This window comes from Rahnella sp. 1L-D-7-B-C2 (genome assembly GCF_057290995.1).
Genome location: NZ_JBXAVQ010000002.1, coordinates 356,543 through 382,285 on the forward strand (window position 1 = coordinate 356,543; position 25,743 = coordinate 382,285).

At 50.2% G+C, this 25,743-nt stretch carries 26 protein-coding genes and 1 other annotated feature; of the genes, 9 read left to right on the forward strand and 17 right to left on the reverse strand.

All coding sequences use genetic code 11. From position 1 onward, the window contains the following. Window positions 1-287: 287 nt before the first annotated feature. The 4 genes from btuD to AC0Z7K_RS05260 all read right to left on the reverse strand — a co-directional run bounded on the left by btuD (window position 288) and on the right by AC0Z7K_RS05260 (window position 3,313). Window positions 288-1,073 (reverse strand): vitamin B12 ABC transporter ATP-binding protein BtuD, encoded by a 786-nt coding sequence (gene btuD / locus AC0Z7K_RS05245; RefSeq protein ID WP_485613177.1) that lies wholly within the window; start codon window positions 1,071-1,073, stop codon window positions 288-290. Window positions 1,074-1,102: 29 nt separating this feature from the next. Next, the gene (locus AC0Z7K_RS05250; RefSeq protein WP_485613178.1) at window positions 1,103-1,654 is read right to left on the reverse strand and encodes a glutathione peroxidase; all 552 of its coding nucleotides are present in this window, start codon (window positions 1,652-1,654) and stop codon (window positions 1,103-1,105) included. A 59-nt stretch (window positions 1,655-1,713) separates the two neighbouring features. Beyond that, window positions 1,714-2,721: a vitamin B12 ABC transporter permease BtuC gene (gene btuC, locus AC0Z7K_RS05255; RefSeq protein WP_485613179.1), complete on the reverse strand. Its 1,008-nt coding sequence runs from the start codon at window positions 2,719-2,721 to the stop codon at window positions 1,714-1,716. A 148-nt stretch (window positions 2,722-2,869) separates the two neighbouring features. Next, entirely contained in the window at window positions 2,870-3,313 is a 444-nt protein-coding gene (locus AC0Z7K_RS05260; RefSeq protein WP_485613180.1) for a DUF2502 domain-containing protein, read from the reverse strand. A 271-nt stretch (window positions 3,314-3,584) separates the two neighbouring features. Here AC0Z7K_RS05260 and AC0Z7K_RS05265 point away from each other — a divergent pair, with 271 nt between their 5' ends. After that, window positions 3,585-3,740 (forward strand): lipoprotein, encoded by a 156-nt coding sequence (locus tag AC0Z7K_RS05265; RefSeq protein WP_485613182.1) that lies wholly within the window; start codon window positions 3,585-3,587, stop codon window positions 3,738-3,740. A 353-nt stretch (window positions 3,741-4,093) separates the two neighbouring features. Here the strand turns inward: AC0Z7K_RS05265 and ihfA are convergent, their stop codons facing one another. The 8 genes from ihfA to thrS form a co-directional block, all read right to left on the reverse strand. After that, window positions 4,094-4,390 (reverse strand): integration host factor subunit alpha, encoded by a 297-nt coding sequence (ihfA, locus tag AC0Z7K_RS05270; protein ID WP_004089944.1) that lies wholly within the window; start codon window positions 4,388-4,390, stop codon window positions 4,094-4,096. A 4-nt stretch (window positions 4,391-4,394) separates the two neighbouring features. Then, on the reverse strand, window positions 4,395-6,782 hold the full coding sequence (gene pheT / locus AC0Z7K_RS05275; RefSeq protein WP_485613184.1) for a phenylalanine--tRNA ligase subunit beta: 2,388 nt from the start codon (window positions 6,780-6,782) through the stop codon (window positions 4,395-4,397). A 14-nt stretch (window positions 6,783-6,796) separates the two neighbouring features. Continuing rightward, a complete protein-coding gene (gene pheS / locus AC0Z7K_RS05280) occupies window positions 6,797-7,780 on the reverse strand; it encodes a phenylalanine--tRNA ligase subunit alpha (RefSeq protein ID WP_112168578.1) in 984 nt (327 codons plus the stop codon). Window positions 7,781-7,879: 99 nt separating this feature from the next. After that, window positions 7,880-8,004 (reverse strand) — a sequence feature (Phe leader region). Next, on the reverse strand, window positions 7,955-7,999 hold the full coding sequence (gene pheM, locus AC0Z7K_RS05285) for a pheST operon leader peptide PheM (RefSeq protein ID WP_106120997.1): 45 nt from the start codon (window positions 7,997-7,999) through the stop codon (window positions 7,955-7,957). It overlaps the preceding feature by 45 nt. 124 nt (window positions 8,005-8,128) lie before the next feature. Further along, window positions 8,129-8,485 carry a 50S ribosomal protein L20 gene (gene rplT / locus AC0Z7K_RS05290; protein ID WP_056773451.1) on the reverse strand — a complete coding sequence of 119 codons (357 nt, stop codon included), beginning with the start codon at window positions 8,483-8,485 and terminating at the stop codon, window positions 8,129-8,131. A 42-nt stretch (window positions 8,486-8,527) separates the two neighbouring features. Next, complete coding sequence (rpmI, locus tag AC0Z7K_RS05295) at window positions 8,528-8,725, reverse strand: 50S ribosomal protein L35 (protein WP_056773448.1); 198 nt, start codon at window positions 8,723-8,725, stop codon at window positions 8,528-8,530. Between the two features lie 95 nt (window positions 8,726-8,820). Further along, a complete protein-coding gene (gene infC, locus AC0Z7K_RS05300; protein ID WP_013576136.1) occupies window positions 8,821-9,372 on the reverse strand; it encodes a translation initiation factor IF-3 in 552 nt (183 codons plus the stop codon). Between the two features lie 3 nt (window positions 9,373-9,375). Continuing rightward, window positions 9,376-11,304 carry a threonine--tRNA ligase gene (thrS, locus tag AC0Z7K_RS05305; RefSeq protein WP_485613185.1) on the reverse strand — a complete coding sequence of 643 codons (1,929 nt, stop codon included), beginning with the start codon at window positions 11,302-11,304 and terminating at the stop codon, window positions 9,376-9,378. Window positions 11,305-11,594: 290 nt separating this feature from the next. Here thrS and AC0Z7K_RS05310 point away from each other — a divergent pair, with 290 nt between their 5' ends. Beyond that, window positions 11,595-12,278: a MarC family NAAT transporter gene (locus AC0Z7K_RS05310; RefSeq protein ID WP_413529862.1), complete on the forward strand. Its 684-nt coding sequence runs from the start codon at window positions 11,595-11,597 to the stop codon at window positions 12,276-12,278. Between the two features lie 25 nt (window positions 12,279-12,303). Here the strand turns inward: AC0Z7K_RS05310 and AC0Z7K_RS05315 are convergent, their stop codons facing one another. Next, complete coding sequence (locus AC0Z7K_RS05315) at window positions 12,304-12,939, reverse strand: transglycosylase SLT domain-containing protein (protein ID WP_485613394.1); 636 nt, start codon at window positions 12,937-12,939, stop codon at window positions 12,304-12,306. A 322-nt stretch (window positions 12,940-13,261) separates the two neighbouring features. Between AC0Z7K_RS05315 and AC0Z7K_RS05320 the strand changes: the two genes are divergently transcribed. Beyond that, window positions 13,262-14,131 (forward strand): fructosamine kinase family protein, encoded by an 870-nt coding sequence (locus tag AC0Z7K_RS05320; RefSeq protein WP_413529863.1) that lies wholly within the window; start codon window positions 13,262-13,264, stop codon window positions 14,129-14,131. A gap of 106 nt (window positions 14,132-14,237) precedes the next feature. Here AC0Z7K_RS05320 and AC0Z7K_RS05325 read toward each other — a convergent pair whose 3' ends face one another. Beyond that, window positions 14,238-14,786, reverse strand: coding sequence for a YniB family protein (locus AC0Z7K_RS05325; RefSeq protein ID WP_485613187.1), 549 nt, complete (start codon window positions 14,784-14,786; stop codon window positions 14,238-14,240). 192 nt (window positions 14,787-14,978) lie between these two features. Here AC0Z7K_RS05325 and hxpB point away from each other — a divergent pair, with 192 nt between their 5' ends. From hxpB to AC0Z7K_RS05350, 5 genes are all read left to right on the forward strand, one after another. Further along, window positions 14,979-15,644, forward strand: coding sequence for a hexitol phosphatase HxpB (hxpB, locus tag AC0Z7K_RS05330; RefSeq protein WP_485613188.1), 666 nt, complete (start codon window positions 14,979-14,981; stop codon window positions 15,642-15,644). A gap of 298 nt (window positions 15,645-15,942) precedes the next feature. After that, a complete protein-coding gene (gene kduI / locus AC0Z7K_RS05335) occupies window positions 15,943-16,779 on the forward strand; it encodes a 5-dehydro-4-deoxy-D-glucuronate isomerase (protein ID WP_485613189.1) in 837 nt (278 codons plus the stop codon). A 77-nt stretch (window positions 16,780-16,856) separates the two neighbouring features. Continuing rightward, window positions 16,857-17,618: a 2-dehydro-3-deoxy-D-gluconate 5-dehydrogenase KduD gene (kduD, locus tag AC0Z7K_RS05340; RefSeq protein WP_413529867.1), complete on the forward strand. Its 762-nt coding sequence runs from the start codon at window positions 16,857-16,859 to the stop codon at window positions 17,616-17,618. Between the two features lie 150 nt (window positions 17,619-17,768). Next, window positions 17,769-18,326, forward strand: a complete 558-nt coding sequence (locus tag AC0Z7K_RS05345; protein ID WP_413529868.1) for a metal-dependent hydrolase — start codon at window positions 17,769-17,771, stop codon at window positions 18,324-18,326. Window positions 18,327-18,512: 186 nt separating this feature from the next. Beyond that, window positions 18,513-19,904 carry an L-cystine transporter gene (locus AC0Z7K_RS05350; protein ID WP_485613191.1) on the forward strand — a complete coding sequence of 464 codons (1,392 nt, stop codon included), beginning with the start codon at window positions 18,513-18,515 and terminating at the stop codon, window positions 19,902-19,904. Between the two features lie 82 nt (window positions 19,905-19,986). Here AC0Z7K_RS05350 and kdgR read toward each other — a convergent pair whose 3' ends face one another. Continuing rightward, on the reverse strand, window positions 19,987-20,778 hold the full coding sequence (gene kdgR, locus AC0Z7K_RS05355) for a DNA-binding transcriptional regulator KdgR (RefSeq protein WP_413529870.1): 792 nt from the start codon (window positions 20,776-20,778) through the stop codon (window positions 19,987-19,989). A gap of 237 nt (window positions 20,779-21,015) precedes the next feature. Here kdgR and AC0Z7K_RS05360 point away from each other — a divergent pair, with 237 nt between their 5' ends. Further along, window positions 21,016-22,419 carry an MFS transporter gene (locus AC0Z7K_RS05360; protein WP_413529871.1) on the forward strand — a complete coding sequence of 468 codons (1,404 nt, stop codon included), beginning with the start codon at window positions 21,016-21,018 and terminating at the stop codon, window positions 22,417-22,419. A gap of 63 nt (window positions 22,420-22,482) precedes the next feature. Here AC0Z7K_RS05360 and htpX read toward each other — a convergent pair whose 3' ends face one another. Both htpX and prc read right to left on the reverse strand, forming a co-directional pair. Further along, complete coding sequence (htpX, locus tag AC0Z7K_RS05365) at window positions 22,483-23,364, reverse strand: protease HtpX (RefSeq protein WP_413529872.1); 882 nt, start codon at window positions 23,362-23,364, stop codon at window positions 22,483-22,485. A gap of 290 nt (window positions 23,365-23,654) precedes the next feature. After that, window positions 23,655-25,733 carry a carboxy terminal-processing peptidase gene (gene prc, locus AC0Z7K_RS05370; RefSeq protein ID WP_485613192.1) on the reverse strand — a complete coding sequence of 693 codons (2,079 nt, stop codon included), beginning with the start codon at window positions 25,731-25,733 and terminating at the stop codon, window positions 23,655-23,657. Between the last annotated feature and the right edge of the window lie 10 nt (window positions 25,734-25,743).

Consider the following 25,743-nt stretch of genomic DNA (forward strand, 5'->3'; position numbering starts at 1 on the left):
GCTTATTTAACAATAAGTAAACACCGTCCTGAATTATGGATCTTATGATGTCGGTTTAAGCTTAATTTAACCTTAAGGATTTGCCAGTTCTGTGAAGTTAAACAGAAAGTAAATAAGAAGGGTATAATTAGAGAGGCATTGAACAAATCATTAAAAAACAGTCAATTAAAATATATTAAGTTTTTATTAATAAACGGAACTTTATTAAAAAAATAGCAGGGAGTATTTTTTATGACCAATTATGGTCCGCATCGGGCTGAATGCACCTTATTTATATAATTATACCGCTATTCATTTAACGAAAATGGCGTCGTCGTGGTCATTATCCACTGACGTCCTGCCAGAGAATGTATCTGAAATGCGACTTGATACACTTGTGAAAGACGCTCAACCTGCATCACATCAGCACATTCACCGGCAGCAATCACTTCTCCCTCGGACATCAGCCAGACCTGACGGGCATAGTGCAAAGTATGATTGAGGTCATGATCGCTCATTACAACAGAACGTCCGGCGGCACATAATTCGTTCAGTAACTGATCCAGCGCCTGCTGTTGCGCCACATCAAGACTGTTCATCGGTTCATCCAGCAACAGAATTTGAGAGTCGGGATTCACCGCTGGCCAGACTTGCAATAACACCGCTGCCAGCCGCACCCGCTGCCATTCCCCACCGGAAAGATGCGTAACCGGTTTTGCCAGTTTGTCACTGAGCTGTAACGCGTCGCAAAGCCGTGTGATGGTGTGTTCCAATACGGCAGGATCGGCGAGACGAGGCTGATGCAAAGATAAATACTGAAAAACCGGCATCAGAGATGCAGGTGTAAGTTGCTGGCAAAGCCAGGCGCGCAAACGGGCGAGTTGAGCACCGGAGAAAGCAGAAACCCGCTGGCCGTTAAACAGCACATCGCCTTTGACTGTGCCCTTCCCTTCAAACACCCCGGACAGCCTCGCCAGCAAGGTACTTTTCCCCGCACCGTTTGGCCCGATGAGGTGAACACGGCTGCCCGGCGCAATATTTGCGTTAAACGTCTGAAGACGCCCTTCCACACTTATCTCACGACACTCCAGCATCCGCGTTCCCTGCCCTTTGAGGTTTTAACTTATTTCGCCAGTGCGGCTTTAATGGCTTCCATTAAAATCGGATCTTCCGGCGTCATATCCGGCGCAAAGCGCTGGACGACGGTGCCGTCGCGTCCGATGAGGAATTTCTCGAAGTTCCACAGAATATTTTCTGGTTTTACCGGCTGACGGCCTTTGCTCGCCAGACGCTCGTAGAAACCGCTGGCTTCAGGTTTGACCGCTTCTGGACGGGCGGCAATCAGCGCACTGTACAGCGGATGGCGGTGTTCACCATTAACTTCAATTTTGCTGAACATCGGAAATTTCACGCCAAATTGCGTGGTGCAGAAGGTTTTGATTTCGTCTTCGGTGCCCGGCTCCTGCGCACCAAATTCATTACATGGGAATCCGAGCACTTCAAATCCACGTTCATGCCATGCCTGATAAATGTTTTCCAGACCTTCATATTGCTTAGTCAGACCGCACTGCGACGCCACATTGACCACCAGCAGTACCGAACCTTTGTAATCGCCCAGTGTTTTAGTCTGGCCATCGATGGTTTTCAGGGAGATATCAAAAATGTCATTACTCATCGTTTTTTATCCTGATAGTGAAAGGTAAGGAATCAAAGGATTGATTGCAGGGATCCCGCTCAGCTGATTTGTCCGGCTCTGACCAGTAACCAGATAAACACCGGCGCGCCCAGCGTGGCAGTCACCACACCTATCGGCAGTTCCGCCGCGTAAAGCCCGATCCGCGACAGCACATCCGCCAGCAATAACACCGCTGCACCACACAGCGCACAGGCCGGTAGCAGACGGCGCTGGTCGGTCATACCACACAGCCGAAGAATGTGAGGGATCACCAGACCGATAAACCCTATCACACCTGCCAACGCAACGCTCAGTCCAACCATCCAGCCAACCGCGAGCACCAGAATATAGCGCCACGTCGTGAGTGAGACACCAAGCTGCTGCGCCTGTAACGTGCCGAGTGACAGCAGGTTTAACGTTTTGCCCTGAAATGTCAGCCAGAGCAGTACGGGTAACAACATGATCCCGAGCCAGATTTGCCGCCAGTCGACACCGCCAAAACCGCCCATCATCCAGTACATCAGCTGTCGGAGGTCCAGATTACTGCTGAAATAGATAGCCCATGTCATCATCGCACTGCACACAATGCCGATGGCGACGCCCACCAGCAGTAAACGGGCATTGGTCAGCCGGTGCCTGCGGGCGGCATACAGAAGAAAGAAAGTGACGACCAGCGCGCCAGCCACGGCGGCGAGACTCATTACCCAGACCGGCAGCATGCCGTGGCTGAACATGACACAAAACACCAGCGCTACGCCCGCACCGTTTGCAACCCCGAGCAAACCGGGTTCCGCCAGCGGGTTTTCAAACAGCGATTGCATCACCGCGCCGGCGACGGCCAGGCTCGCCCCCACCAGAATCACCGCAATTGCACGCGGGAGACGCAGTTGCCATACGAACAACCTTGCTTCACTGCTGAGCCATTGAGTGGGCCATAACCAGTTTTCTCCTGCACTGAGGCTTAGCGTCAGCACCAGAATCAAAAGAATAAACAGACCGAACACACCGCGGTGATCTCGCTGCTTTTGCCGTTGTTCGAGTGCAGAAAAAGTCTGCCGGATTGACATGAATTGCAGATTCCAGAGGCTGACGGGAAAAGGAAAGAATTTTGCTATCCTACCGATATTAGGCAGTTAGCTCTAGTGTGCGGAAACAGAAAATGAAAAAGCCGGTGACTGAGCACCGGCTTTGGTGTTTTTACAACCGCGCGGGAAATTAACGCCCCGGCTGACCATTCGGTGGGAGCGGCTGCCCGTTTCCCTGATGGCCGTTGTTACCGCCCTGATGGCCTTTGTTACCGTTATTGCCGCCCTGATGACCGTTATTATCACGGTTTTCATGATGGTCATCACCCTGTGGACGCCCCTGATTATGCGGTTGCGGCCTTGGTTCGCCATGGCCGCGCTGAGGCGGTTTTGAATCCCAGCGGTTGCCGTGCCAGTACATGCCTCGCTCATTGCGCTCACCATAATGATGGCCCTGATGAGCACGCCACCATTGCGGCGGACGCCAGTCATAACCATCCCAGTAGTAACCGCGCTGGTCCTGATCCCCGAGGTGAAGCGATACGCCTGGTACGTTAAGGTCAATAGAAACATTTGCCTGTGCGATCACAGGCAATGCCAGCGCACAACAAAGCAATAAAAGAGATTTTTTCACGTTAGTCACGCCTTATTTATTTTTTATGACGTCTTTTTTATATCAGGGGGAATTGATAGTGACTATGAGGAATAGGCGGATTTTCGTTTAACTTGCTGCGACCTTACATAATAAATACAAACGTATCCTGCTTGAAATAATTCAACAGGATTGAGTTCGTTATCTATTCAATTCTTATGACGACATTAACAAATCTTAACTTAACCCTGACAACAGGGAGTTAGGGATTTATTTATACTCACAGTGTTTATTCAAGCAAAGGATGTATTTTATGCGTCGTATTATAGCCCTGTTAAGTGTTGCCCTGGTTGTAGTCAGCCTGAGTGGCTGTCTGTTCCCTCCGTTCTGGGGCCCTGGTGGTGGCGGTCACGGTGGTGGTCATGGCGGAGGTGGTCCTGGTGGGCCTCGTATGTTCTATAACCATTAATCACATAACGAATTCATTTCATTCTGGTTAAAGCGGATACATAATCAAGGACATCAACCATTATTTGTCTGCGCCACAATGTAGAATTTAAATTAAGGGGCCGCGGCCCCTTTTTTCATAATTGAAGTACTCATTGGTGTAATTATATTTTTATTGAGAAATCACAAACAATGAAAATAACTCTCTTACGCCCTGAAATTAAATCTATCAGACTAATCCTGAACAGCCCACCACTTTAACACTATCTTTTCACTTTCTGTGCGAATTGCTTAACTGCGCAAAAAACGCGGATGTAACGGGTCACATTGCGACCAAAAAAAAGGCCGCTTTCGCGGCCTTTCAGAAGATGTTACTTATTCTTTCGGAGTGGCATTCTCTACGCGACTCTTCAATTTTTGTCCCGGACGGAAAGTCACCACACGACGCGCCGTGATCGGAATATCTTCGCCGGTTTTCGGGTTACGTCCCGGACGTTGGTTTTTGTCACGCAGATCGAAATTGCCAAAGCCAGACAGTTTAACTTGCTCGCCATTTTCCAAAGCTCTACGAACTTCTTCGAAAAATATTTCAACAAGGTCTTTGGCATCCCGTTTGCTAAGCCCAAGCTTCTCAAACAGGTGTTCTGACATTTCAGCTTTAGTAAGCGCCATAGGTTCAATCCCTCAAGGATGCTTGGAATCGCTGTTTTAGAGCCTCTACGCATTTTGCAACGGTAGCGGCGATCTCCTCTTCTTCCAGTGTACGGCCGGTATCCTGCAACACCAGACTGATAGCCAGGCTCTTGTAACCTTCCGCTACGCCCTTGCCACGGTACACATCAAACAAGTTTACGCCAACTACCTGATTTGCGCCAACTTTCTTGCACTCTGCCAAAATATCGTCTGCGGGCACGTTTTCAGCCACAACAACAGCGATGTCACGACGGTTCGCCGGGAAGCGGGAAATCTCTTTCGCATCAGGCAGTACGCGGTCTGCGACCTTATTCCACAGCATTTCAAAGACCACAGTACGGCCATTAAGATCGAGTTTACGTTCGAGTTCAGGATGGACTACACCAATGAAACCAATACGTTCGCCACGTAAATAAATTGCAGCACTCTGCCCCGGATGCAGTGCAGGGTTTGCTTCAACACGGAACTGCACGTCGTTCATTTTGCCGGTAAGCTCAAGAATCGCCTCAAGATCACCTTTCAAATCGTAGTAGTCAACGGCCTGACGCGCCAGATCCCAATGCTCTTCATTTTTATTACCGGAAATCACCCCTGACAGCATGACGTCCTGACGAATACCTAAATCAGCCTGGGTATCAGGCACAAAGCGCAGACCGCTTTCGAATAAACGCACGCGACTTTGCTGGCGATTCTGGTTATTTACCACCGCCGTCAGCAAACCTGACCACAGGGAAAGGCGCATGGCCGACATTTCTACCGAAATAGGGCTTGGCAGGATCAGCGCTTCTTCGCCAGGGTGCAGTAACGCCTGGACTTTGGGATCAACAAAACTGTAGGTGATCGCTTCCTGGAAACCACGGTCAACCAGCAGATTTTTCACTCGTTTCAGTGACAAATTGGCTTCGCGATGCTTGGTCATCTCCAGATTGGCTTTCACCGGCACATCAGGAATATTGTTGTAGCCGTAAATGCGGGCAACTTCTTCTACCAAATCTTCTTCGATCTGCATGTCGAAACGCCAGCTCGGTGCCACAGCCACCCAGTGCTCGCCATGATAATCAACTTTGCAGCCCAGACGGGTCAGAATGTCCGTAACCTGTGCGTCTTCAACGTGGTGTCCAATCAGGCGATCCAGCTTTTCACGACGTAACGTAATAGTTGCGGCTTTCGGCATATGAGCCTGAGAAGTCACATCAATTACCGGGCCGGCTTTACCGCCACAAATGCTCAGTAGCAGCGCGGTAGCGCGCTCAATAGCTTTGTGTTGCAGCTCAGGGTCAACGCCACGCTCATAGCGGTGTGAAGCATCTGTATGCAGACCCTGGCGGCGAGCACGCCCAGTGATCGACAGTGGAGCAAAGAATGCCGACTCCAGCAGGACATCCTGCGTTTCATCGTTTACGCCAGAATGCTCACCACCAAAAATACCTGCCATCGCCAGCGCTTTATCGTGATCGGCAATAACCAGCGTATCTTCTTTCAGCTTAGCTTCTGTGCCGTCAAGCAGCGTCAGCGCTTCATCTTTCTTCGCCATACGCACCACGATACCGCCGTTGATACGGCTGAGATCGAAGGCATGCATAGGCTGACCAAGTTCCAGCAGCACGTAATTGGTAATATCCACCACGGCATCAATTGAACGGGTGCCACAACGGCGCAGTTTTTCACGCATCCACAACGGCGTTGGCGCTTTAACATTAATGCCTTTAACCACACGGCCTAAATAGCGCGGACAGGCGTCCGGTGCCTGAACGTCAATAGACACGGCAGCGTCGATGGTTGCTGCGATCGGATTCATCTCAGGTGCAACCAAAGGCAGCTGATTAACCACAGCAACATCACGGGCTACGCCAATGATACCCAGGCAATCAGCCCGGTTTGGCGTCACGCTGATTTCGATGGTGCTATCGTCCAGCTTCAGGAATTCGCGGATATCTGTACCAACCGGGGCATCCAATGGCAGCTCAATGATACCGTCGTGATCTTCGGAAATGCCCAGCTCAGAGAACGAGCACAGCATCCCCTCTGAAGGCTCACCGCGCAGCTTAGCCGCTTTGATCTTGAAATCGCCCGGCAGTACGGCACCGACGGTCGCCACAGCAACCTTCAGCCCCTGACGGCAGTTAGGTGCGCCACAAACAATGTCCAGCAGACGGTCGCCGCCGACGTTGACTTTCGTAACACGCAGTTTGTCGGCATTCGGGTGCTGACCGCACTCAACGACTTCACCGACAACTACACCATTGAATGCGCCAGCGACCGGATCCACGCCGTCAACTTCCAGACCGGCCATTGTGATTTGGTCGGATAATGCTTCGCTGCTGATGGCTGGGTTTACCCACTCACGCAACCAGAGTTCACTGAATTTCATGTGATAATCCCGCCTTACTTAAACTGTTTGAGGAAACGCAGATCGTTTTCGAAGAATGCACGCAGGTCTGTTACGCCATAACGCAACATGGTCAGACGTTCCATGCCCATACCGAAGGCAAAACCGGAATAGACTTCAGGATCAATGCCGACGTTACGCAATACGTTCGGATGCACCATGCCGCAGCCCAGCACTTCCAGCCATTTGCCGTTTTTGCCCATGACGTCAACTTCCGCGGAAGGTTCGGTGAACGGGAAATAAGATGGACGGAAACGGATCTGCAAATCAGCTTCAAAGAAGTTGTTCAGGAAATCGTGCAGCGTCCCTTTCAGATTGGAGAAGCTAATGTCTTTATCAACAATCAGGCCTTCCATCTGATGGAACATCGGGGTATGCGTCTGGTCGTAATCGTTACGATAAACGCGGCCCGGCGCGATAATGCGGATAGGCGGTTGCTGGTCTTTCATGGTGCGAATCTGCACACCGGATGTCTGCGTACGCAGCAGACGTTTAGCATCAAACCAGAAGGTGTCGTGGTCCGCGCGCGCAGGGTGGTGGCCGGGAATATTTAGGGCATCGAAGTTATGATAATCATCTTCGATTTCCGGACCGGTTTCCACGGTAAAGCCTAATTCACCGAAGAAGGTTTCAATGCGGTCGATAGTACGGGTCACCGGATGCAAACCACCGTTTTCTATACGGCGGCCTGGCAGGGAAACGTCAATCGTCTCTTCGGCCAGACGGGCATTCAATACTGCGGACTCCAGCGTATTTTTTCGCGCATTCAAAGCTTCCTGAACTTGCGTTTTCGCTTCGTTGATCACGGCGCCCGCTGCCGGGCGTTCATCCGCTGGTAAGTCACGGAGGGTCGTCATCTGGAGTGTCAGGTGGCCTTTCTTACCCAGATATTCGACACGCACGTTATCCAGCGTGGCGATATCCTGAGCACTCTCTACGGCTGCCTTGGCGTTGGCAACCAGCTCTGCGAGATGTGGCATTGCTTTCCTCTTCTTCTGGCCAATATGGCCCGATGTAAAATAACCGTGATTAATCAGGGGCGCGATTTTGACCCTGAACCTTAGTGTATAAAGCACAGATACAAAAAAGCCTCCACGAGGGAGGCTTAGGCGCTACTTTTCGTTTCTTCTCTTACGCGCGAAAGCCTTCCTGAATCAGGCGCTAAAGTAAAAAAAGAAACGGAAAATAGCAGCATTCATGCTTGCGTTACCTTGTTGATGAAACTCTTGAACCGGAATTTAAACGACGTTGTCGATAGTACACAACGAATCAGGTTGTTTTCAAACACAAAATATAAAAGAGGGAGCAAGCTCCCTCTTTCACCTGACTTACGCCAGTGCTGCTTTCGCTTTCTCAACCAGAGCGGCAAATACCACTTTGTCGAAGACTGCGATGTCAGCCAAAATCTTACGGTCAATTTCAATAGAAGCTTTTTTCAAGCCGTTAATGAATTTGCTGTAAGACATGTCGTTCTGACGAGCTGCTGCGTTGATACGCGCGATCCACAGCTGACGGAACTGACGTTTCTTTTGACGACGGTCACGGTAAGCGTATTGACCAGCTTTGATAACAGCCTGGAATGCAACACGATATACGCGCGAACGGGCACCGTAGTAACCTTTCGCCTGCTTTAAAATTTTCTTGTGACGTGCACGTGCAATCACACCACGTTTTACGCGAGCCATATGCTCTCCTGAGTTTTATATTCTAGATGAAAAAAAGTGTATTTATGCGTACGGCAGACATGCAGAGACAAGGCCCAAATCGTTCTTGGATACCATGCCTTTTGGACGCAAGTGACGTTTACGCTTAGTAGCTTTTTTGGTCAGAATATGACGCAGGTTAGCGTGCTTACGCTTAAAACCACCGTTGGCGGTTTTTTTGAAGCGTTTAGCGGCGCCGCGTACTGTTTTGATCTTTGGCATTTTACATTCCACTTCGCATTGTTATTAACATGAATCAGAAAGGCGAATCCAGCATACGCGGTGCGAACACCGCGCAGCAGGATTACTTGGAAGCCTTACTGTTTCTTCTTAGGTGCGAGCACCATGATCATCTGACGACCTTCGATCTTCGTAGGGAAGGATTCGACAACGGCCAGTTCAGAATCTTCACACAGGTCTTTACGGACGCGGTTAAGCACTTCCATACCGATCTGTTGGTGCGCCATTTCACGCCCACGGAACCGCAGGGTAATTTTGGCTTTATCGCCATCTTCCAGAAAGCGAATCAGGTTGCGTAGTTTGACCTGATAGTCGCCATCATCGGTACCAGGTCGGAATTTGATTTCCTTAACCTGAATAACTTTTTGTTTCTTCTTCTGCTCTTTAGTCGACTTGCTCTTCTCGTAGAGGAATTTGCCGTAATCCATGATTCGACAAACTGGCGGCTCGGCATTCGGACTGATTTCTACTAAATCGACGCCCGCTTCCTCAGCTTTTTCAAGAGCTTCATTCAGACTGACAATACCAATCTGCTCGCCATCGACGCCTGTGAGGCGAACTTCTTGCGCGCGAATCTCTTTGTTAATGCGATTAGGACGCGCCGGTTGAACTCGTTTTCCGCCTTTAATACTTTATTCCTCCAGTTGATGAAGACTTCTGCTGCGGATTTCCGCCAGCAGTTTGTCAACGACTTCGCTAACATCCATGCTTCCTAAGTCTTTGCCGCGGCGAGTACGAACAGCAACTTTGCCTGCTTCGACCTCTTTATCGCCACAAACTAACATGTAAGGAACACGGCGTAGCGTGTGTTCGCGAATTTTAAAGCCAATCTTCTCATTTCTCAAGTCGGCTTTAACGCGAATGCCTGCATCTTGCAGTTTTTTAGTTAATTCTTCGACATAGGTAGCTTGTGCATCAGTAATATTCATGATCACTACCTGAACCGGAGCCATCCATGTTGGGAAGAAGCCTGCGTATTCTTCAGTCAGAATACCAATGAAGCGCTCCATTGAACCCAGGATAGCACGGTGAATCATTACCGGTACCTGACGGTCGTTGCTTTCGCCAATATACGACGCGTTCAAACGACCAGGTAATGAAAAGTCGAGCTGCACGGTACCACACTGCCACGCACGATCCAAACAATCGTACAAGGTAAATTCAATTTTTGGACCGTAGAACGCACCTTCACCCGGCTGATAATCGAACGGAATGTCGTTTTCAGTCAGTGCTGCCGCGAGATCATCCTCAGCACGAGTCCACATTTCGTCAGTACCGATGCGCTTCTCAGGACGGGTGGATAATTTCACCACAATCTTCTGGAAACCAAAAGTGCTGTACATGTCATAGACCATGCGGATACAGCTGTTCACTTCATCACGCACCTGCTCTTCGGTACAGAAGATATGGGCATCATCCTGAGTGAAACCACGAACGCGCATCAGACCATGCAACGCACCTGATGGCTCGTTACGGTGGCAGCTGCCGAACTCAGCCATACGCAGCGGCAGGTCACGGTAAGATTTCAGACCCTGATTAAAAATCTGAACATGGCCCGGGCAGTTCATCGGTTTGATGCAATATTCACGGTTTTCAGAAGACGTGGTGAACATTGCTTCTTTGTAGTTTTCCCAGTGACCTGTTTTTTCCCACAGTACGCGGTCCATCATGAACGGACCTTTCACTTCCTGATAGTCGTAAGACTTCAGTTTCATGCGTACGAAGGCCTCCAGCTCACGGAAAATTGTCCAGCCGTCATTGTGCCAGAACACCATGCCTGGTGCTTCTTCCTGCATGTGGTACAGGTCAAGTTGCTTACCAATTTTACGGTGATCGCGCTTGCCAGCTTCTTCCAGACGTTGCAGGTAGGCATTCAGTTGTTTTTTCTCAGCCCATGCTGTGCCGTAAATACGTTGCAGCATTTTGTTGTCGCTGTTGCCACGCCAGTACGCACCGGACGTTTTCTGCAATTTGAAATGATGGCAGAAACGCATGTTCGGAACGTGAGGACCACGGCACATATCGACGTATTCTTCGTGGTGATACAAACCAGGACGGTCATCATGGCTGATGTTCTCATCCAGAATCGCCACTTTGTATTCTTCGCCACGGCTTGCAAAGGTGTCACGTGCTTCCTGCCAGCTGACTTTCTTTTTGATAACGTCGTAATTCTTTTCAGCCAGTTCGTGCATGCGCTTTTCAAGCAGTTCGATGTCTTCCTGAGTCAACGTGCGATCTAAATCAACGTCGTAGTAGAAGCCATTATCGATAACCGGGCCGATAGCCATTTTGGTGTCTGGCCACAGTTGCTTGATGGCATGACCCAAAAGGTGCGCACAGGAGTGGCGCAGAATTTCAAGACCGGCTTCGTCTTTAGTGGTAATGATCGCCAGTTGTGCATCAGCCTCGATAAGGTCGGTAGCATCCACCAGTTCGCCATTTACGCGGCCAGCAATACAGGCTTTCGCCAGACCAGGACCGATATCAAGGGCAACATCAAGAGGAGAAACGGGACGATCAAAAACGCGCTGGCTTCCATCAGGAAGAGTAATAACAGGCATGTTAATTCCTTAATCTACAGTGGTGCCCCACACGACAGAGCACATCTAGAAAAATATTTGAGTTTGAATTCGTATAGTTATTCACGCTATTCAACTTTACCTTGCCGAATATAAGCACCCTGAATACATCACAGTGTCGTATCGGGATGCGACGTAAAAACAGACAGGGAGTTTACCACCCGTAAAGTGCGCATTTCCAGCAACCTGTGTTGCTTAGTGCGGATATTTTTCGTGTAATCACTCCCGGAGCAGCTAAGGTAAATGAAAGACGCACACAAAAAGGGAAATTTATGACAGAAGTCGGCCAGTTATTTAAGGCAATCGGACTAGGTCTGGTGGTAATTCTTCCACTCGCTAACCCGTTAACAACGGTAGCACTACTACTCGGCCTTTCAGGAAACATGACCGCGCAGGAGAGAAACCAGCAATCGCTGATGGCGTCGGTCTATGTCTTCATCATTATGATGGTGGCCTTTTATGCCGGACAGGTAGTGATGAATACCTTTGGTATCTCCATACCAGGCCTGCGTATCGCTGGCGGTCTTATCGTGACATTTATCGGTTTCCGGATGCTTTTCCCACAGCAACACGTGGAAGAAAAAGTGCTGATGGAAAACAAGACTGAGGAAATGAAAAGACAGGATTCACCGAACATTGCATTTGTACCGCTGGCAATGCCAAGCACTGCAGGACCGGGTACGATTGCGATGATTATCAGTAGCGCATCGACCATCAATGACGGCGTCGATTTCCCGCACTGGGTGATCCTGATAGCACCGGTAATTATTTTCTTCCTGGTGAGCCTGATTTTATGGCTGACACTGCGCAGCTCTGGCGCGATCATGCGTCTGGTAGGAAAAAGTGGGATTGAAGCGATTTCGAGACTGATGGGTTTCTTACTGGTGTGCATGGGCGTGCAGTTCGTGATTAACGGTATCAGTGAGATTATCACTCACTTTCCGCCAGCGGCCTGAGCTGCTGGCAGAAGATGCGACACGCTTAGCGCATAGCCAGATAGGCGTTATTTACTTTCCACAAATAACGCGGAGCCTGTGGCGCGGGGTGTTTTTTCTGAACGTGCTGATAAAACTCGGTCGGCGACATCTGATTAATTTGAGCAATCGCGAAGGTCTTATCTTTCGCGAATGTTCTCAGCAACGCCCCTGCTCCATTTACGTACGCTACGGTCGTCGCATATCGACGCGTCTCAGGATTGTTTATCCCGGCCAGCTGTTGCTGCAAAATGCTCAGATAAGCCGTGCCTAAGTCGATATTTACTGCCGGATCTTTAAGATCACGCGGTGAAGGCTGACCATAACGTCCCTTCATCCGGTAGGCATCGCGTCCTGCCGTTGAGGCCTTTAGCTGCATTAACCCAATCGCATTCGATTTACTGACAACGGTTGGGTTATATCCAGATTCGACCTGAATGATGGCTTTAACCAATGTTTCATCTACGCCGTAAGTGCTTGCCGCCTGACGAATAACTTCGCCGTAAGGTCCCTGATGCATTAATGAAGTATCAGCCCGCGAAGGCGGTGTTGGTTTCAAAAAATGCGTCGTCTGAACCGGCGTTTCTTTAGCGCAACCCGCCAGTAATAGCGTGGCCATCAAATAAAGAATGTTTGGTTTCACATTATCTCTCTCGCGACTTGGACGAGATGTAGCATATACATCTTCTTCCCACACCTGAATATATTTTTAGTCTATTATTAATATTGTTTTGTTAAACAAGGGGGTTAGAGGCATGTCGATAAGACAATTCTGCTAATAAAACCTGTTTCACTTCACATATTCTTAAATTGTCTTTTTCATTACCTTAAAGCTCAATTTCGCCGACGCTTACATTGCGTAAATTAACGTCTTATTCTGATTCAGCCGTGCGCAGGATCAGGTTTTTGAGGCAAAAAAAACGCTAACTTAATGAATTATCGGGCCAGTCAGAAGGGGTGATACCATGTGGCAAGCCGTCAATCGTTTGTTGAGTGAACATCTGGGCAGTGCAGAAATCCGCGAACGTGTTGAGCTTCCGGGAGGAGAAATTCATCCCGCCTGGCGGCTAAGTTATGGTGACAGGGATGTATTTGTGAAGTGCAACGCGCGTGAAATGTTACCGATTTTCGCCGCCGAAGCCGATCAGCTCGCGCTGCTCGCCCGCAGCCAGACCGTGCGCGTTCCTGAAGTGTATGGCGTCGGCAGCGATCGCGATTACAGTTTTCTGCTACTCGAATACATTCCGCAAAAGCCACTTGATGCTCACAACGCCTATTTATTAGGTCAGCAACTCGCAGCACTGCATGAGTGGAGTGAACAGTTACAGTTCGGGTTGGATTTCGATAATGAACTGGCAACGCTTCCGCAACCCAACAGCTGGCAACGCCGCTGGGCGACATTTTTCGCAGAGCAGCGCATCGGCTGGCAGTTACAGCTGGCGGCAGAAAAAGGCATGATCTTTGGCAATATCGAAGATATCACCGCCATGGTTCATGGCCGTCTGCAAAATCACCAGCCCCAACCCTCTCTGCTACACGGCGATTTATGGCCGCATAACTGTGGCCTTGCTGATAATGGCCCGGTGATTTTCGATCCCGCCTGTTATTGGGGCGACAGAGAATGCGATCTGGCGATGCTGCCGTTATATCCGAATGTGCCTCCCCAGCTTTATGATGGCTATCAGAGTAAGACACCGTTGCCCGATGACTTCATTTCGAGGCAGCCGATATACCAGTTATATTATTTGCTAAACCGTAGCAATTTATTCGGGGGACAGCATCAGGTAGTGGCCCAACGCGCCGTAGAAAGATTGTTACATGATGATATTAGTTAGCAGGGTAAATAAGTGAAAGCACAAACAAATAAGGCCTGAATATTTAAAATATTCAGGCCTTATTTATGCAGCAAACCGTTTATTGGCTCGCCCAATTTGTAATCTGTCAGACCTGTAAACCCAGCAATTTCAAAATGAAATAGCCGATAATGGCAATGATAATTGGCAAAATGTACAGCGGGAAATATTGCACAAGAATCGTATGGCGCGGGATTACAATCCGTTCTTCAATCTGAGGACGTGTGCGCCCTTCTGCGCCTTTGGCCTGTTCCAGAATTAGCTGATCCTGAATGCCTTCCCGAATATGTTTCACCTGACGAGACATTCTTGCGCCAGACGCCTGAAGCGCCAGACCGACAAAAATTAGCCAATAAATAATAAAGAACATAATGTTCGCGCTGGTCATCCCCTGGCCTAAAGACGGCACCGGTGAGTTGTACCAGAACATATTAAGAAAAGTGGTGTTAAATCGCACCATATCCACCATGACGTGGACGAAATCCAGCATCACCGCATTGATGCCCTGCTGAGCTTTAGTATGCTCATTAATAAAAGTAAGCAATGAAATCAGTGTAGAAAGCAGCGCAGGGATGAAAATTACCCACCCTGCAATCCTTTTAAGGACTGCGACACGTCCGGCTTGTTGGTACGTCATGAATTCCCCTTGTTAGGACGTCTTTATCAACGGCTAAGTTTACTCACAGAAAGTCTGCTCTGCTCATCATTTTAATCAGTTAGCACCACACTTCGTCGAAAATAGGCCCTTTAGGAATTTGAGCAACGGATTTATCCGTTTCACCACCAGTGATAGAGTAGCATTTCATTCACTGATACGGAGTTCACCCGCATGGCTTATGCACGCCCTGTAAATGCCGCAATTTTCGATATGGATGGTCTGTTAATTGATTCTGAACCTTTATGGGTTCAGGCAGAACTCGATGTGTTCAGCAGTCTCGGTGTGGATATTTCACAACGGCATTTACTGCCAGATACACTTGGCCTGCGCATCGATCAGGTAGTGCGGATGTGGTATCAGGCGCTGCCGTGGCACGGGCCGAACCAGGAAGAAACCTCAGCAATGGTGATCGCCCGCACGATCGAGTTGGTTGAACAAACCCGCCCACTGCTGCCCGGTGTGACGCATGCGCTGGAAATGTGCCGCGATCAGGGGCTGAAAATCGGTCTCGCTTCCGCGTCGCCGCTGCACATGCTCGATAGCGTGCTGGAGATGTTCAACCTGCAGTCGTATTTTCAGGTGCGTGTGTCTGCCGAAAAACTGCCGTACAGCAAGCCCCATCCGGAAGTGTATCTGCTCGCTGCCGCCGAGTTGCAGGTCGATCCGCTAAACTGCGTCACGCTGGAAGACTCCTTTAACGGCATGGTCGCCACCAAAGCGGCGCGTATGCGCTCGATAGTCGTTCCGGCACATGAATTCAGCGCCGACCCGCGCTGGGCGCTGGCAGATACCAAATTGTCCTCACTTGAAGAACTTGTTCCCGCACACATCCGCTGACTGTCAGGCGTAGCAGACTGAAATCCGCTGCTGCGCCGTTAATTTCCTCTTCGCTCTCTTTCGTATTCCCTTCCCTCCCCTCCTTGTCGGTTAATTTCGGAAATCATGAGCTGCCTCATAAATAAATAAAACGTTATTTCATTTTTATTGAATTCGCATGCCAATGAACTTATGCTTTCTGTAATACGGACGAGCCGGGTGCTCTCCTGCTTCTGTACGCTGTTACTGCCACGCAACGGTCAGACTAGCCCGGCAAGTCCTCCTTAATATGCACATCACAACGCACGAGAGGCACGACATGCAAGTTCGTCAAAGCATCCACAGCGACCACGCTAAAACCCTTGATACCTCTGAATTACGCCGCGAGTTTCTCATTGAAAAGATCTTCGAGAGAAATGCCTACACCATGACGTACAGTCATATTGACCGCATTATTGTGGGTGGCGTGATGCCAGCTGAAAAAACGGTTTCTGTCGGGGACGAAGTCGGTAAGCAGCTTGGCGTGAGCTATTTCCTTGAGCGCCGTGAGCTGGGTGTGATAAATGTCGGCGGGCCAGGCGTCATCGTCGTCGATGGCACAACTTATGAAATCGGTCATGAAGAAGCGCTGTACGTCGGTAAAGGCGCGAAACTGGTTGAATTCAGTAGTATAGATGCCACTAAACCCGCCAAGTTTTACTACAACAGTGCTCCGGCTCACACCGCTTTCCCGAACAAAAAAATTACGCTTGCAGAGGCCTCTCCGCAAACTATCGGCGATGCCGCCACCAGCAACCGCCGAACCATCAACAAATTCATCGTGCCGGACGTTCTGGAAACCTGCCAGCTGACCATGGGGCTGACCAAACTTGAAGAAGGCAGCCTGTGGAATACCATGCCGTGTCACACCCATGAGCGCCGTATGGAAGTGTATTTCTATTTCAACATGGAAGAAGAGACCGCGGTCTTCCACATGATGGGGCAACCACAGGAAACGCGTCATCTGCTGGTTCACAATGAGCAGGCGGTAATTTCTCCGAGCTGGTCTATCCATGCGGGCGTGGGAACAAAAAACTATACCTTTATCTGGGGTATGGTCGGTGAAAATCAGGTATTCGACGACATGGATCATGTCAAAGTCAGCGAGATTCGCTAATCCAGTGGCTCCGCCACATTCCGGCGGAGCCTTCCAATCTTTCAGGCGAATATGCCGTTGCAAAAGAGACTCTGATTATGATCCTCAATGCGTTTGAATTAACTGGCAAAGTTGCCATCGTGACCGGTTGCAACACCGGGCTTGGGCAAGGAATGGCGCTCGGACTGGCGCAGGCGGGCTGCGATATCGTCGGCATTAATGTGTCTGAGCCGGATGAAACAGCTGAAAAAATCGTCGCAACCGGCCGACGCTTCCTCGACCTGCGCGCCGATTTGAGCAGCATTCAGGGAATTCCTGAACTGATAGAAAAAGCGGTCAGCGAATTCGGCCATATTGATATTCTGGTTAATAACGCCGGGATTATCCGCCGTGAGGATGCTATCGAATTTAGTGAAAAGAACTGGGACGACGTCATGAACGTCAACAGCAAAACGCTGTTCTTTATGTCCCAAGCCGTCGCGAAACAGTTCATCAAACAAGGTAACGGTGGCAAGATCATTAACATCGCGTCGATGCTGTCCTATCAGGGCGGAATACGTGTCCCTTCCTACACCGCATCGAAAAGTGCAGTGATGGGTCTGACCCGGCTGATGGCCAATGAATGGGCGAAGCATAACGTTAACGTGAATGCGATTGCACCGGGGTACATGGCGACCAACAATACTGAGCAACTACGCTCGGACGGTGAGCGCAGTAAAGAGATCCTCGATCGTATCCCGGCGGGACGCTGGGGCTTGCCAGAAGACGTGATGGGGCCGGTGGTTTTCCTGTCCTCCAAAGCTTCGGATTATGTCAATGGCTACACCATCGCCGTCGACGGTGGCTGGCTGGCCCGCTAAGAATAATACGTGACAATTTAAAGGCGTATTTCTATACGCCTTTTCCCCTTTAATCAATCCATTGACAATTAGTTACAGGGTTCCGCTTCCACGATTGTGACAGTTTCACTTATACTGGATAAAATAACAGTTATCCAGTTCGGACGCGTCATGACGGCGGAAGGCCACCTCATTTTTTCTATCGCCTGTGCGGTATTTGCCAAGAAGGCGCAGCTCTCACCCGAGCTGGCGCACGGCGACTGGTGGCATATTATCCCTGGGTCGTTGCTGACGTGCCTGCTGCCGGACATTGATCACCCAAAATCACTGATCGGCCAACGCCTTAAATGGATTTCCCATCCGATTGCCCGTGCCTTTGGCCATCGCGGTTTTACGCACAGCCTGCTGGCGGTCATCGGCGGTATTTTTCTTTTACGTACCCATTTCCCCCACGACTGGGTTATCCCGGCTGATGCCTTTCATGCCATGGTCATTGGCTATCTCAGCCATATTCTTGCCGATATGCTGACGCCGGCGGGTGTTCCTCTGCTCTGGCCGTGCCGCTGGCGTTTTCGCCTGCCGATTATTAATAGTCAGAAAGGCAACCAGCTGGAACGAACGCTTTGCCTGGTATTGGTCGGATTTACGCTGTTCTGGCCCGACTGGACGCCCATCATTGGTGCAATCAACCCCGATATATTTAATCATCTGCTGAAACTCTTTATCTGATTAGCATAAAATTTCGACAATCCGGCGATAATTAATACGAATACCACCAAAAAGTTATAATGCATTCTTTTTGGATATAAATGATCGTGCACCCAAACTGATATTCTTCACCCCAACGCTATGGGATGGTGCAATCCTTTTTGGAACACCCGTTTAAAATATAAAACTATAAGTCTGGAGTTTGGTATGAATCTTCCGCTCGTTCTTAACGTAGTGGTTTTTGTTGCTTTGCTTATACTGCTGGCGCAAACCCGTCACAAGCAGTGGAGTCTGGCAAAGAAAGTCCTGGCAGGTCTGGGGCTCGGCGTAGTATTTGGTCTGGCACTGCAGCTTATTTACGGCTCTGATGACCCGGTTCTGAAAACGTCAATTACCTGGTTTAACATCGTCGGTAATGGTTATGTGCAGTTGCTGCAAATGATCGTGATGCCGCTGGTGTTCGTTTCTATTTTAAGTGCGGTCGCAAAATTACATAACGCGTCCTCATTGGGTAAAATCAGTTTCCTGACCATCGGCACTCTGCTGTTTACAACGCTTATCGCCTCACTGGTCGGTATCTTTGTGACGGGTTTGTTCGGCCTGACCGCGGAAGGTCTGGTGCAGGGTACGCAGGAAACCGCGCGTCTGACCGCCATTCAGTCCAACTATGTTGGCAAAGTGGCAGACCTGAGTGTGCCTCAGCTGATCCTTTCCTTTATACCTAAGAACCCGTTTGCCGATCTGACCGGTGCAAGCCCGACGTCAATCATCAGTGTCGTGATCTTCGCCGCGTTTGTGGGCGTTGCTGCCCTGCAGCTGGTGAAAGATGATGCGGAGAAAGGCCCTCGCGTTTTGGTCTTCATTGATACCCTGCAGGCGTGGGTGATGAAGCTGGTGCGTCTGGTGATGAAACTGACTCCTTACGGCGTGTTGGCTTTGATGACCAAAGTGGTGGCAGGTTCGAACGTTCAGGATATCGTCAAGCTGGGCAGCTTCGTAGTGGCTTCATATATGGGTCTGGCGATTATGTTCGTCGTCCACGCTGTCCTGTTGTCCTTCACCGGCGTTAACCCGGCTAAATTTTTCCGTAAAGTCTGGCCAGTGCTAACCTTCGCTTTCACCAGCCGTTCAAGCGCAGCGACTATCCCGCTGAGCGTGGAAGCGCAAACCCGTCGTTTGGGTATTCCGGAATCTATCGCCAGCTTCGCAGCATCCTTTGGCGCCACTATTGGCCAGAATGGCTGTGCCGGTCTGTATCCGACCATGCTGGCCGTAATGGTTGCCCCGACAGTCGGCATCAACCCATTTGATCCTATGTGGATTGCCACACTGGTAGGTATCGTAACACTGAGTTCTGCGGGTGTTGCAGGCGTCGGGGGCGGTGCAACCTTTGCGGCGCTGATAGTGTTACCAGCAATGGGTCTGCCGGTCACCCTGGTCGCGCTGCTTATCTCCGTTGAACCACTGATCGATATGGGTCGTACTGCGCTGAACGTCAGTGGTTCCATGACCGCCGGTACCATCACCAGCCAAATCCTGAAGCAAACCGATAAGACGGTAATGGATTCAGAAGAAACGGCTGAGCTGGCTCACCGCTAAGTACCCGAAGTTTAAAAACAAAAAACCGAAGCTAAGCTTCGGTTTTTTTTCGTCTGAATCTGGCGCCTGTACGGCGTGTATCTCAGAAAGGATAGTCGTGGAAACCAATCTGCTCTGAAATATTGCGCGCCGCCGTGTGCAACATAGCAACGTAATCAGTTTTACTTTCTTCAGAGAAACGAATCGTCGGGAAGGAAATACTCAACCCCGCGATCACCACGCCAAAGCGGTCGAATACCGGCACAGCGATACAACGAAGCCCCTGCTCCTGCTCTTCATTATCTTCACCGTAACCTTGCACACGCACCTGATCCAGCGCCTTTTGTAAATCAGCAGCATTCATGATGGTATTTTCAGTACTGCGGGTGAATTCAATTTCCTGTAACAGCGCACCGACTTCGGCTTTATCGCCCCACGCCATCAGCACTTTACCGATAGCAGTGGTATGCAGCGGGTTACGGCGACCGATACGGGAATGCATACGCAGGTTATACATCGAATCGATTTTATGGATGTAAACAATGCCGTCTTCATCCAGCGCACCAAGGTGGATGGTTTCACGTGTCAGACGCGACAATTCACGCATCTGAATATCCGCGCTGCGGATCAGATCGACGTTTTGCAACGCTTTCGCGCCCAGTTCAAACAATTTGAGTGTCAGCGAGTATTTCTCTGATTCCCCTTCCTGCGCGACATATCCCAAAGATTTCATCGTCTGCAAAAAACGATAGACAGTACTTTTGGACATCATGACGCGTTGAGAAAGTTCAGTGATACCAATCTCACGCTCTTCGCCCAGCGCCTGCAAAATACCAAAAACTTTCAAGACTGAGGAAACGGAATCGGGTTGCTTATCAAGATCTGCGATAGCCATAGAATGAATTACCTGCTCGCGTTGGTTTTGTTTCAAAAAAAATAGAACGTGGTTTTTATTATAGTGGCAAGCATCACGCGGAAGCAATCGGGGTATTGAACAGTAGTGTAAGAACTGTTAACTCCGTTTCATAATCTGCACCGTCAAAATAAATCGTCACAGACTGTGACTGTTGTCACTTTACGTTGATTAGCGTAGTAATATTACCCTCACTGATCACAATGCACTGCAGACTCTATGACGCCGACTTCAATACCCAACGACGGACTTCCCGTTCCCCAGCGATATGGGGCGATTATAGCAATCGCTCTGGGCATCACCGTTTCGGTCCTCGATGGCGCCATCGCCAACGTGGCACTCCCGACGATCGCCAATGATTTCCACGCCAGCCCTGCAGCGTCAATTTGGGTGGTGAACGCCTACCAGTTGGCGATTACCATCTCGCTACTTTCTCTCGCCTCGTTAGGGGATATTTTCGGCTACCGTCGTATCTATCAGACAGGCCTGCTGGTGTTTAGTATTACGTCGCTGTTTTGTGCGCTCTCAGACTCACTGGCCACGCTGACTGTCGCCCGCGTTTTACAGGGCTTTGGGGCGGCGGCGATCATGAGCGTCAACACGGCGCTCATCCGGATTATTTATCCGCAACGCTTTCTGGGCCGAGGCGTGGGGATCAATGCGCTGATTGTCGCTGTCTCGTCTGCCGCCGGGCCAACTATCGCGGCCGGGATCTTGTCGGTGGCCTCGTGGCAATGGCTGTTTGCCATTAACGTCCCTATCGGGATCGCCGCCCTGCTGCTGGGTCTCAAATTCCTGCCACCTAATCCGACAAGAAGCCAGGGGCAACGCTTTGATTTTACCAGCAGCGTAATGAATGCGCTGACCTTTGGGTTGCTGATCATCGCCATCAGCGGTTTTGCTCAGGGCCAGAATCATTTACTGATTCTGGGAGAGGTGGTTGCATTGCTGATTATTGGCTGGTTCTTCGTACGCCGTCAGCTCTCGCAGCCTTTTCCTCTGCTGCCGGTGGATTTGCTGCGTATTCCCATTTTCAGTCTGTCACTCGGTACCTCGCTGTGTTCCTTCAGCGCGCAAATGCTGGCATTCGTCTCACTGCCCTTCTTCTTGCAAAATACGCTTGGTCTGAATTCGGTGGATACCGGTCTGCTGCTGACACCGTGGCCGCTAGCGACGATGGTGATGGCACCGATTGCAGGAAGACTGGTCGAGCGTTATCACCCCGGAATGCTGGGTGGCATCGGGCTTATCGTCTTTTCATTCGGACTGTTTTCACTCTCCTTACTGCCACCGGAACCTTCACATCTGAATATTATCTGGCGCATGCTGCTGTGTGGCGCGGGATTTGGATTATTCCAGTCGCCGAATAATCACACCATCATTACCTCTGCGCCGCGTAACCGCAGTGGGGGTGCCAGCGGCTTGCTGGGCACCGCACGTCTGTTGGGCCAAACGACGGGCGCGGCAATGGTGGCGCTCATGTTCAACCTGTTCCCCGAGCACGGTACCCATGCGTCGCTGATCCTGGCAGGCACACTGGCTGGAACCGGGGCATTAGTCAGTCTGTTGCGTATGACACAAAAAACCAGCAGCCAAAAAGCCGCTGAAAATCTGAAATCCTGAGAGGTCTCAGAATGCAAAATGCCCGGCAATTGCCGGGCATTTTTATTTAGCGCGTTATTATGCTTACTTCAGATATTCACCGCTGCGCAGCGCTTCAATACGTTTGTCCAGTGGCGGGTGAGACATAAACAGCTCACTGAAAGACTTGGATTTACCATTGATACAAAACGCCATCATGCTGCCTGCTTCCTGCGGTTCATGACTGGTTTTCAGGCGCTGCAACGCCGCGATCATTTTCTCACGACCGACCAGTTTCGCGGAACCGGCATCTGCATGGAACTCACGGTAACGCGAGAACCACATCGTGATAATGCTGGCCAGAATCCCGAACACCAACTCCAGTACTGTAGCTACGGCGAAATAAATCATCGGATTACCGTTACCACTTTCTTCACCATCACGGTTGCCGGACAAGAAACCGGAAGCCACCTGCGCAATCAGACGTGAAATGAAGATCACGAAGGTGTTCACGACACCCTGAATCAGGGTCATGGTGACCATATCGCCGTTGGCAATGTGGCTGATTTCGTGGGCAATAACCGCTTCGGCTTCATCCTGACTCATGCTTTGCAATAAACCGGTACTCACGGCCACCAACGAGGCATCGCGGCGCGCACCGGTTGCGAACGCGTTGATATCCGGCGCATGATAAATCGCGACCTGCGGCATCCCGATACCGGCTTGCTGAGACTGACGGCGTACGGTTTCCACCAGCCAGCGCTCTGTTTCATTACGCGGCTGCTCGATAACTTCACCACCCACCGAGCGCAACGCCATCCATTTAGACATCAGCAGAGAGACGATAGAACCACCGAAACCAAATAGCCCGGCCATGATCATCAGCCCCGGCACGCTGCTGGACTGAATGCCCGTCAGGCTGAGCACCAGCCCGAAGACCAGCATAACTGCCAGGTTAGTCATCAGGAACAACGCTATACGCATCATAAAATTTTCATTTCCTCTTCGTTACTTCATTATTATTTATTGAGTCGAACAACCGGTGAATCTCACACCCGGCTGATACTGATCCTATGGGCTTCTTTTACGGATTCAAGAGTCTGCGCACTACAGCTACCCAAAATCACAATACTTTACATTTTGAAGTATTTTATTTTACATGTAACGTCAGTGTTTTGGACACGACTTTCCGGCAGCCGTTTTCCTTTTGTTTTTGTTCCATAAAAAAAGCGCACCGGAGTGCGCTTCTTCAAAGTAACAACCTGACTGCGAGAATATTATTTTGCCGCGGCCGGGGCCTTGTCACTCAATCCTTTTTCAAGCTTACCGAGGTCGACCGCGATATTGTCGGCTTCATCAAGATAAGGATCCGGTGCCACATAATCTTTCGGCAAATCGTCCAAAGATTTCAGCGGTTTCTTACCTTCACGTTTGAAGCGTTCATTCAGACGGTTCAGACGCAGTGCATCATCCTCTTTATCTTCTTTATCACGCTGGGCGTAATTCAGGGAGGCGACATCACGTTTGTCTTTCAGCGCTTTGTAGCGCGCGATATCTTGCTGGATGTACTGGAACTCAGGATCTTTCGCAATACGCACATCGTGATTTTTCAGCAAATCAGGCAAGAACGGCTTCATGTCGCCAAGCGTGCTGTAAGTCGCTGCGTTGATGCTATCCCACGGAAGTGCGTTATCTTCGAACTTCTCGCCCGTTTCAATCGATTCAATACCGGTTGGCATCAGAATATCCGGGGTAACCCCTTTACGCTGAGTACTGCCACCGTTGATGCGATAGAACTTCTGGATAGTGTATTGCACGGAACCCAGCGCCGGCCATTCAGGGCGCAGCATCTGATCGTAAATACGGTTCAGCGAACGGTACTGCTGAACGGTACCTTTACCGAAAGTAGGTTCACCCACAATCAGCGCACGGCCATAATCCTGCATCGCTGCGGCGAAGATCTCAGATGCAGAAGCACTGAAACGATCGACCAGTACTACCAGCGGCCCTTTGTAGTAGACGACACCATCGGTATCGCTGTCCTGACGGATGCGGCCGTTGTTATCGCGAACCTGCACAACAGGGCCACTTGGGATAAACAGGCCAGACAGAGAAACCGCTTCAGTCAGTGCGCCACCGCCGTTAGTACGGAGATCGATAACCAGGCTGTTAACGTTCTGCTTCGCCATCTTCTGCAACTGGACTTTCACATCATCAGTCAGACCGACGTAGAAGCCAGGAATGTCCATCACGGCAACTTTTTCAGAGCCAACATTTTTGATGGTCATTTTGACTGCACGGTCTTCCAGACGGATTTTTTCGCGAGTCAGCGTGATAACGTGGTTTTTGGCATTTTTGCCCGCTGGCAGGATCTGCAGGCGAACTTTGCTGCCTTTTGGCCCTTTAATCAGCGCGACGACGTCATCAAGACGCCAGCCGATCACATCCACCATAGGTGAAGGTTTGCCAGCCTGAACCTGACCTACGCCGACAATACGATCGCCCACTGCAATGGCTTTGCTTTTGGCCGCCGGGCCGCCTGCAACCATCGAGTTGATGACTGTATAATCGTCGTCACCTTGCAGAACGGCACCAATACCTTCCAGAGACAAGCTCATTTCGGTATTAAACTGCTCGGTACTGCGCGGGGAAAGGTAGTTCGTGTGCGGGTCGATTTCATGCGCAAAGGCGTTCATCACCAGCTGGAATACGTCTTCGCTGTTGCTTTGTGTCAGACGCTTCATCGCGAAATGATAGCGTTTGGACAGCACATCGCGAATCTCCTGATCGTTTTTGCCGGTCAGCTTGAGGTTCAGCTCGTCATATTTGACTTTCGCATCCCACAATTTGTCCAGCTCCGCGCGGTCTTTCGGCCACGGGGACTTGCTGCGATCAAGTTCAATCGTGTCATTGCCAGTGAAATCCATCGGGCGGGCAAGCACTTTCAACGCATAGTCATAGCGTTCAAAGCGACGTTTTTGCGCCAGATTGAATAAAGCGTATGGCGTGGTTAACTGACCGGTTTTCAGTTCCTCACCTAAAGTAGCGCGCTTATTGGTAAATTGCGCCACGTCAGAAGCCATCAATACGTTATGGCCATAATCGAGCATGTTGAGGTAACGGTCGAAGATCTTCGCTGAGAAATCTGCATTAAGGTCAAATTGACGATAATGCGAACGGGTAAAGCGTGCCGTAACACGCTCGCTCACCGTGGCGTCCTGAGGATCCTGTGTCAGGTCAGGGAGTTGCGCGAGAGTGACCGGTGCACTCTCATTCGCTGCAAAGCTGGTATTCACCAGCCCCGCTCCTGCCATTAACAGACCTGCGATAACGCTTAATCTGACAAATTTGTTCATGCCTGAGTTG

What these genes read in the sequence shown, in the direction of transcription:
- kduD (WP_413529867.1), top strand. Translation starts at nt 16,857, where the DNA reads ATGATCCTCAATGCGTTTGAATTAACTGGCAAAGTTGCCATCGTGACC.
- AC0Z7K_RS05320 (WP_413529863.1), top strand. Translation starts at nt 13,262, where the DNA reads ATGTGGCAAGCCGTCAATCGTTTGTTGAGTGAACATCTGGGCAGTGCA.
- rplT (WP_056773451.1), bottom strand. Translation starts at nt 8,485, where the DNA reads ATGGCTCGCGTAAAACGTGGTGTGATTGCACGTGCACGTCACAAGAAA.
- thrS (WP_485613185.1), bottom strand. Translation starts at nt 11,304, where the DNA reads ATGCCTGTTATTACTCTTCCTGATGGAAGCCAGCGCGTTTTTGATCGT.
- AC0Z7K_RS05350 (WP_485613191.1), top strand. Translation starts at nt 18,513, where the DNA reads ATGAATCTTCCGCTCGTTCTTAACGTAGTGGTTTTTGTTGCTTTGCTT.
- htpX (WP_413529872.1), bottom strand. Translation starts at nt 23,364, where the DNA reads ATGATGCGTATAGCGTTGTTCCTGATGACTAACCTGGCAGTTATGCTG.
- btuD (WP_485613177.1), bottom strand. Translation starts at nt 1,073, where the DNA reads ATGCTGGAGTGTCGTGAGATAAGTGTGGAAGGGCGTCTTCAGACGTTT.
- prc (WP_485613192.1), bottom strand. Translation starts at nt 25,733, where the DNA reads ATGAACAAATTTGTCAGATTAAGCGTTATCGCAGGTCTGTTAATGGCA.
- kduI (WP_485613189.1), top strand. Translation starts at nt 15,943, where the DNA reads ATGCAAGTTCGTCAAAGCATCCACAGCGACCACGCTAAAACCCTTGAT.
- ihfA (WP_004089944.1), bottom strand. Translation starts at nt 4,390, where the DNA reads ATGGCGCTTACTAAAGCTGAAATGTCAGAACACCTGTTTGAGAAGCTT.
- AC0Z7K_RS05250 (WP_485613178.1), bottom strand. Translation starts at nt 1,654, where the DNA reads ATGAGTAATGACATTTTTGATATCTCCCTGAAAACCATCGATGGCCAG.
- rpmI (WP_056773448.1), bottom strand. Translation starts at nt 8,725, where the DNA reads ATGCCAAAGATCAAAACAGTACGCGGCGCCGCTAAACGCTTCAAAAAA.
- pheT (WP_485613184.1), bottom strand. Translation starts at nt 6,782, where the DNA reads ATGAAATTCAGTGAACTCTGGTTGCGTGAGTGGGTAAACCCAGCCATC.
- btuC (WP_485613179.1), bottom strand. Translation starts at nt 2,721, where the DNA reads ATGTCAATCCGGCAGACTTTTTCTGCACTCGAACAACGGCAAAAGCAG.
- AC0Z7K_RS05325 (WP_485613187.1), bottom strand. Translation starts at nt 14,786, where the DNA reads ATGACGTACCAACAAGCCGGACGTGTCGCAGTCCTTAAAAGGATTGCA.
- AC0Z7K_RS05265 (WP_485613182.1), top strand. Translation starts at nt 3,585, where the DNA reads ATGCGTCGTATTATAGCCCTGTTAAGTGTTGCCCTGGTTGTAGTCAGC.
- AC0Z7K_RS05310 (WP_413529862.1), top strand. Translation starts at nt 11,595, where the DNA reads ATGACAGAAGTCGGCCAGTTATTTAAGGCAATCGGACTAGGTCTGGTG.
- pheS (WP_112168578.1), bottom strand. Translation starts at nt 7,780, where the DNA reads ATGCCACATCTCGCAGAGCTGGTTGCCAACGCCAAGGCAGCCGTAGAG.
- kdgR (WP_413529870.1), bottom strand. Translation starts at nt 20,778, where the DNA reads ATGGCTATCGCAGATCTTGATAAGCAACCCGATTCCGTTTCCTCAGTC.
- hxpB (WP_485613188.1), top strand. Translation starts at nt 14,979, where the DNA reads ATGGCTTATGCACGCCCTGTAAATGCCGCAATTTTCGATATGGATGGT.
- AC0Z7K_RS05345 (WP_413529868.1), top strand. Translation starts at nt 17,769, where the DNA reads ATGACGGCGGAAGGCCACCTCATTTTTTCTATCGCCTGTGCGGTATTT.
- AC0Z7K_RS05360 (WP_413529871.1), top strand. Translation starts at nt 21,016, where the DNA reads ATGACGCCGACTTCAATACCCAACGACGGACTTCCCGTTCCCCAGCGA.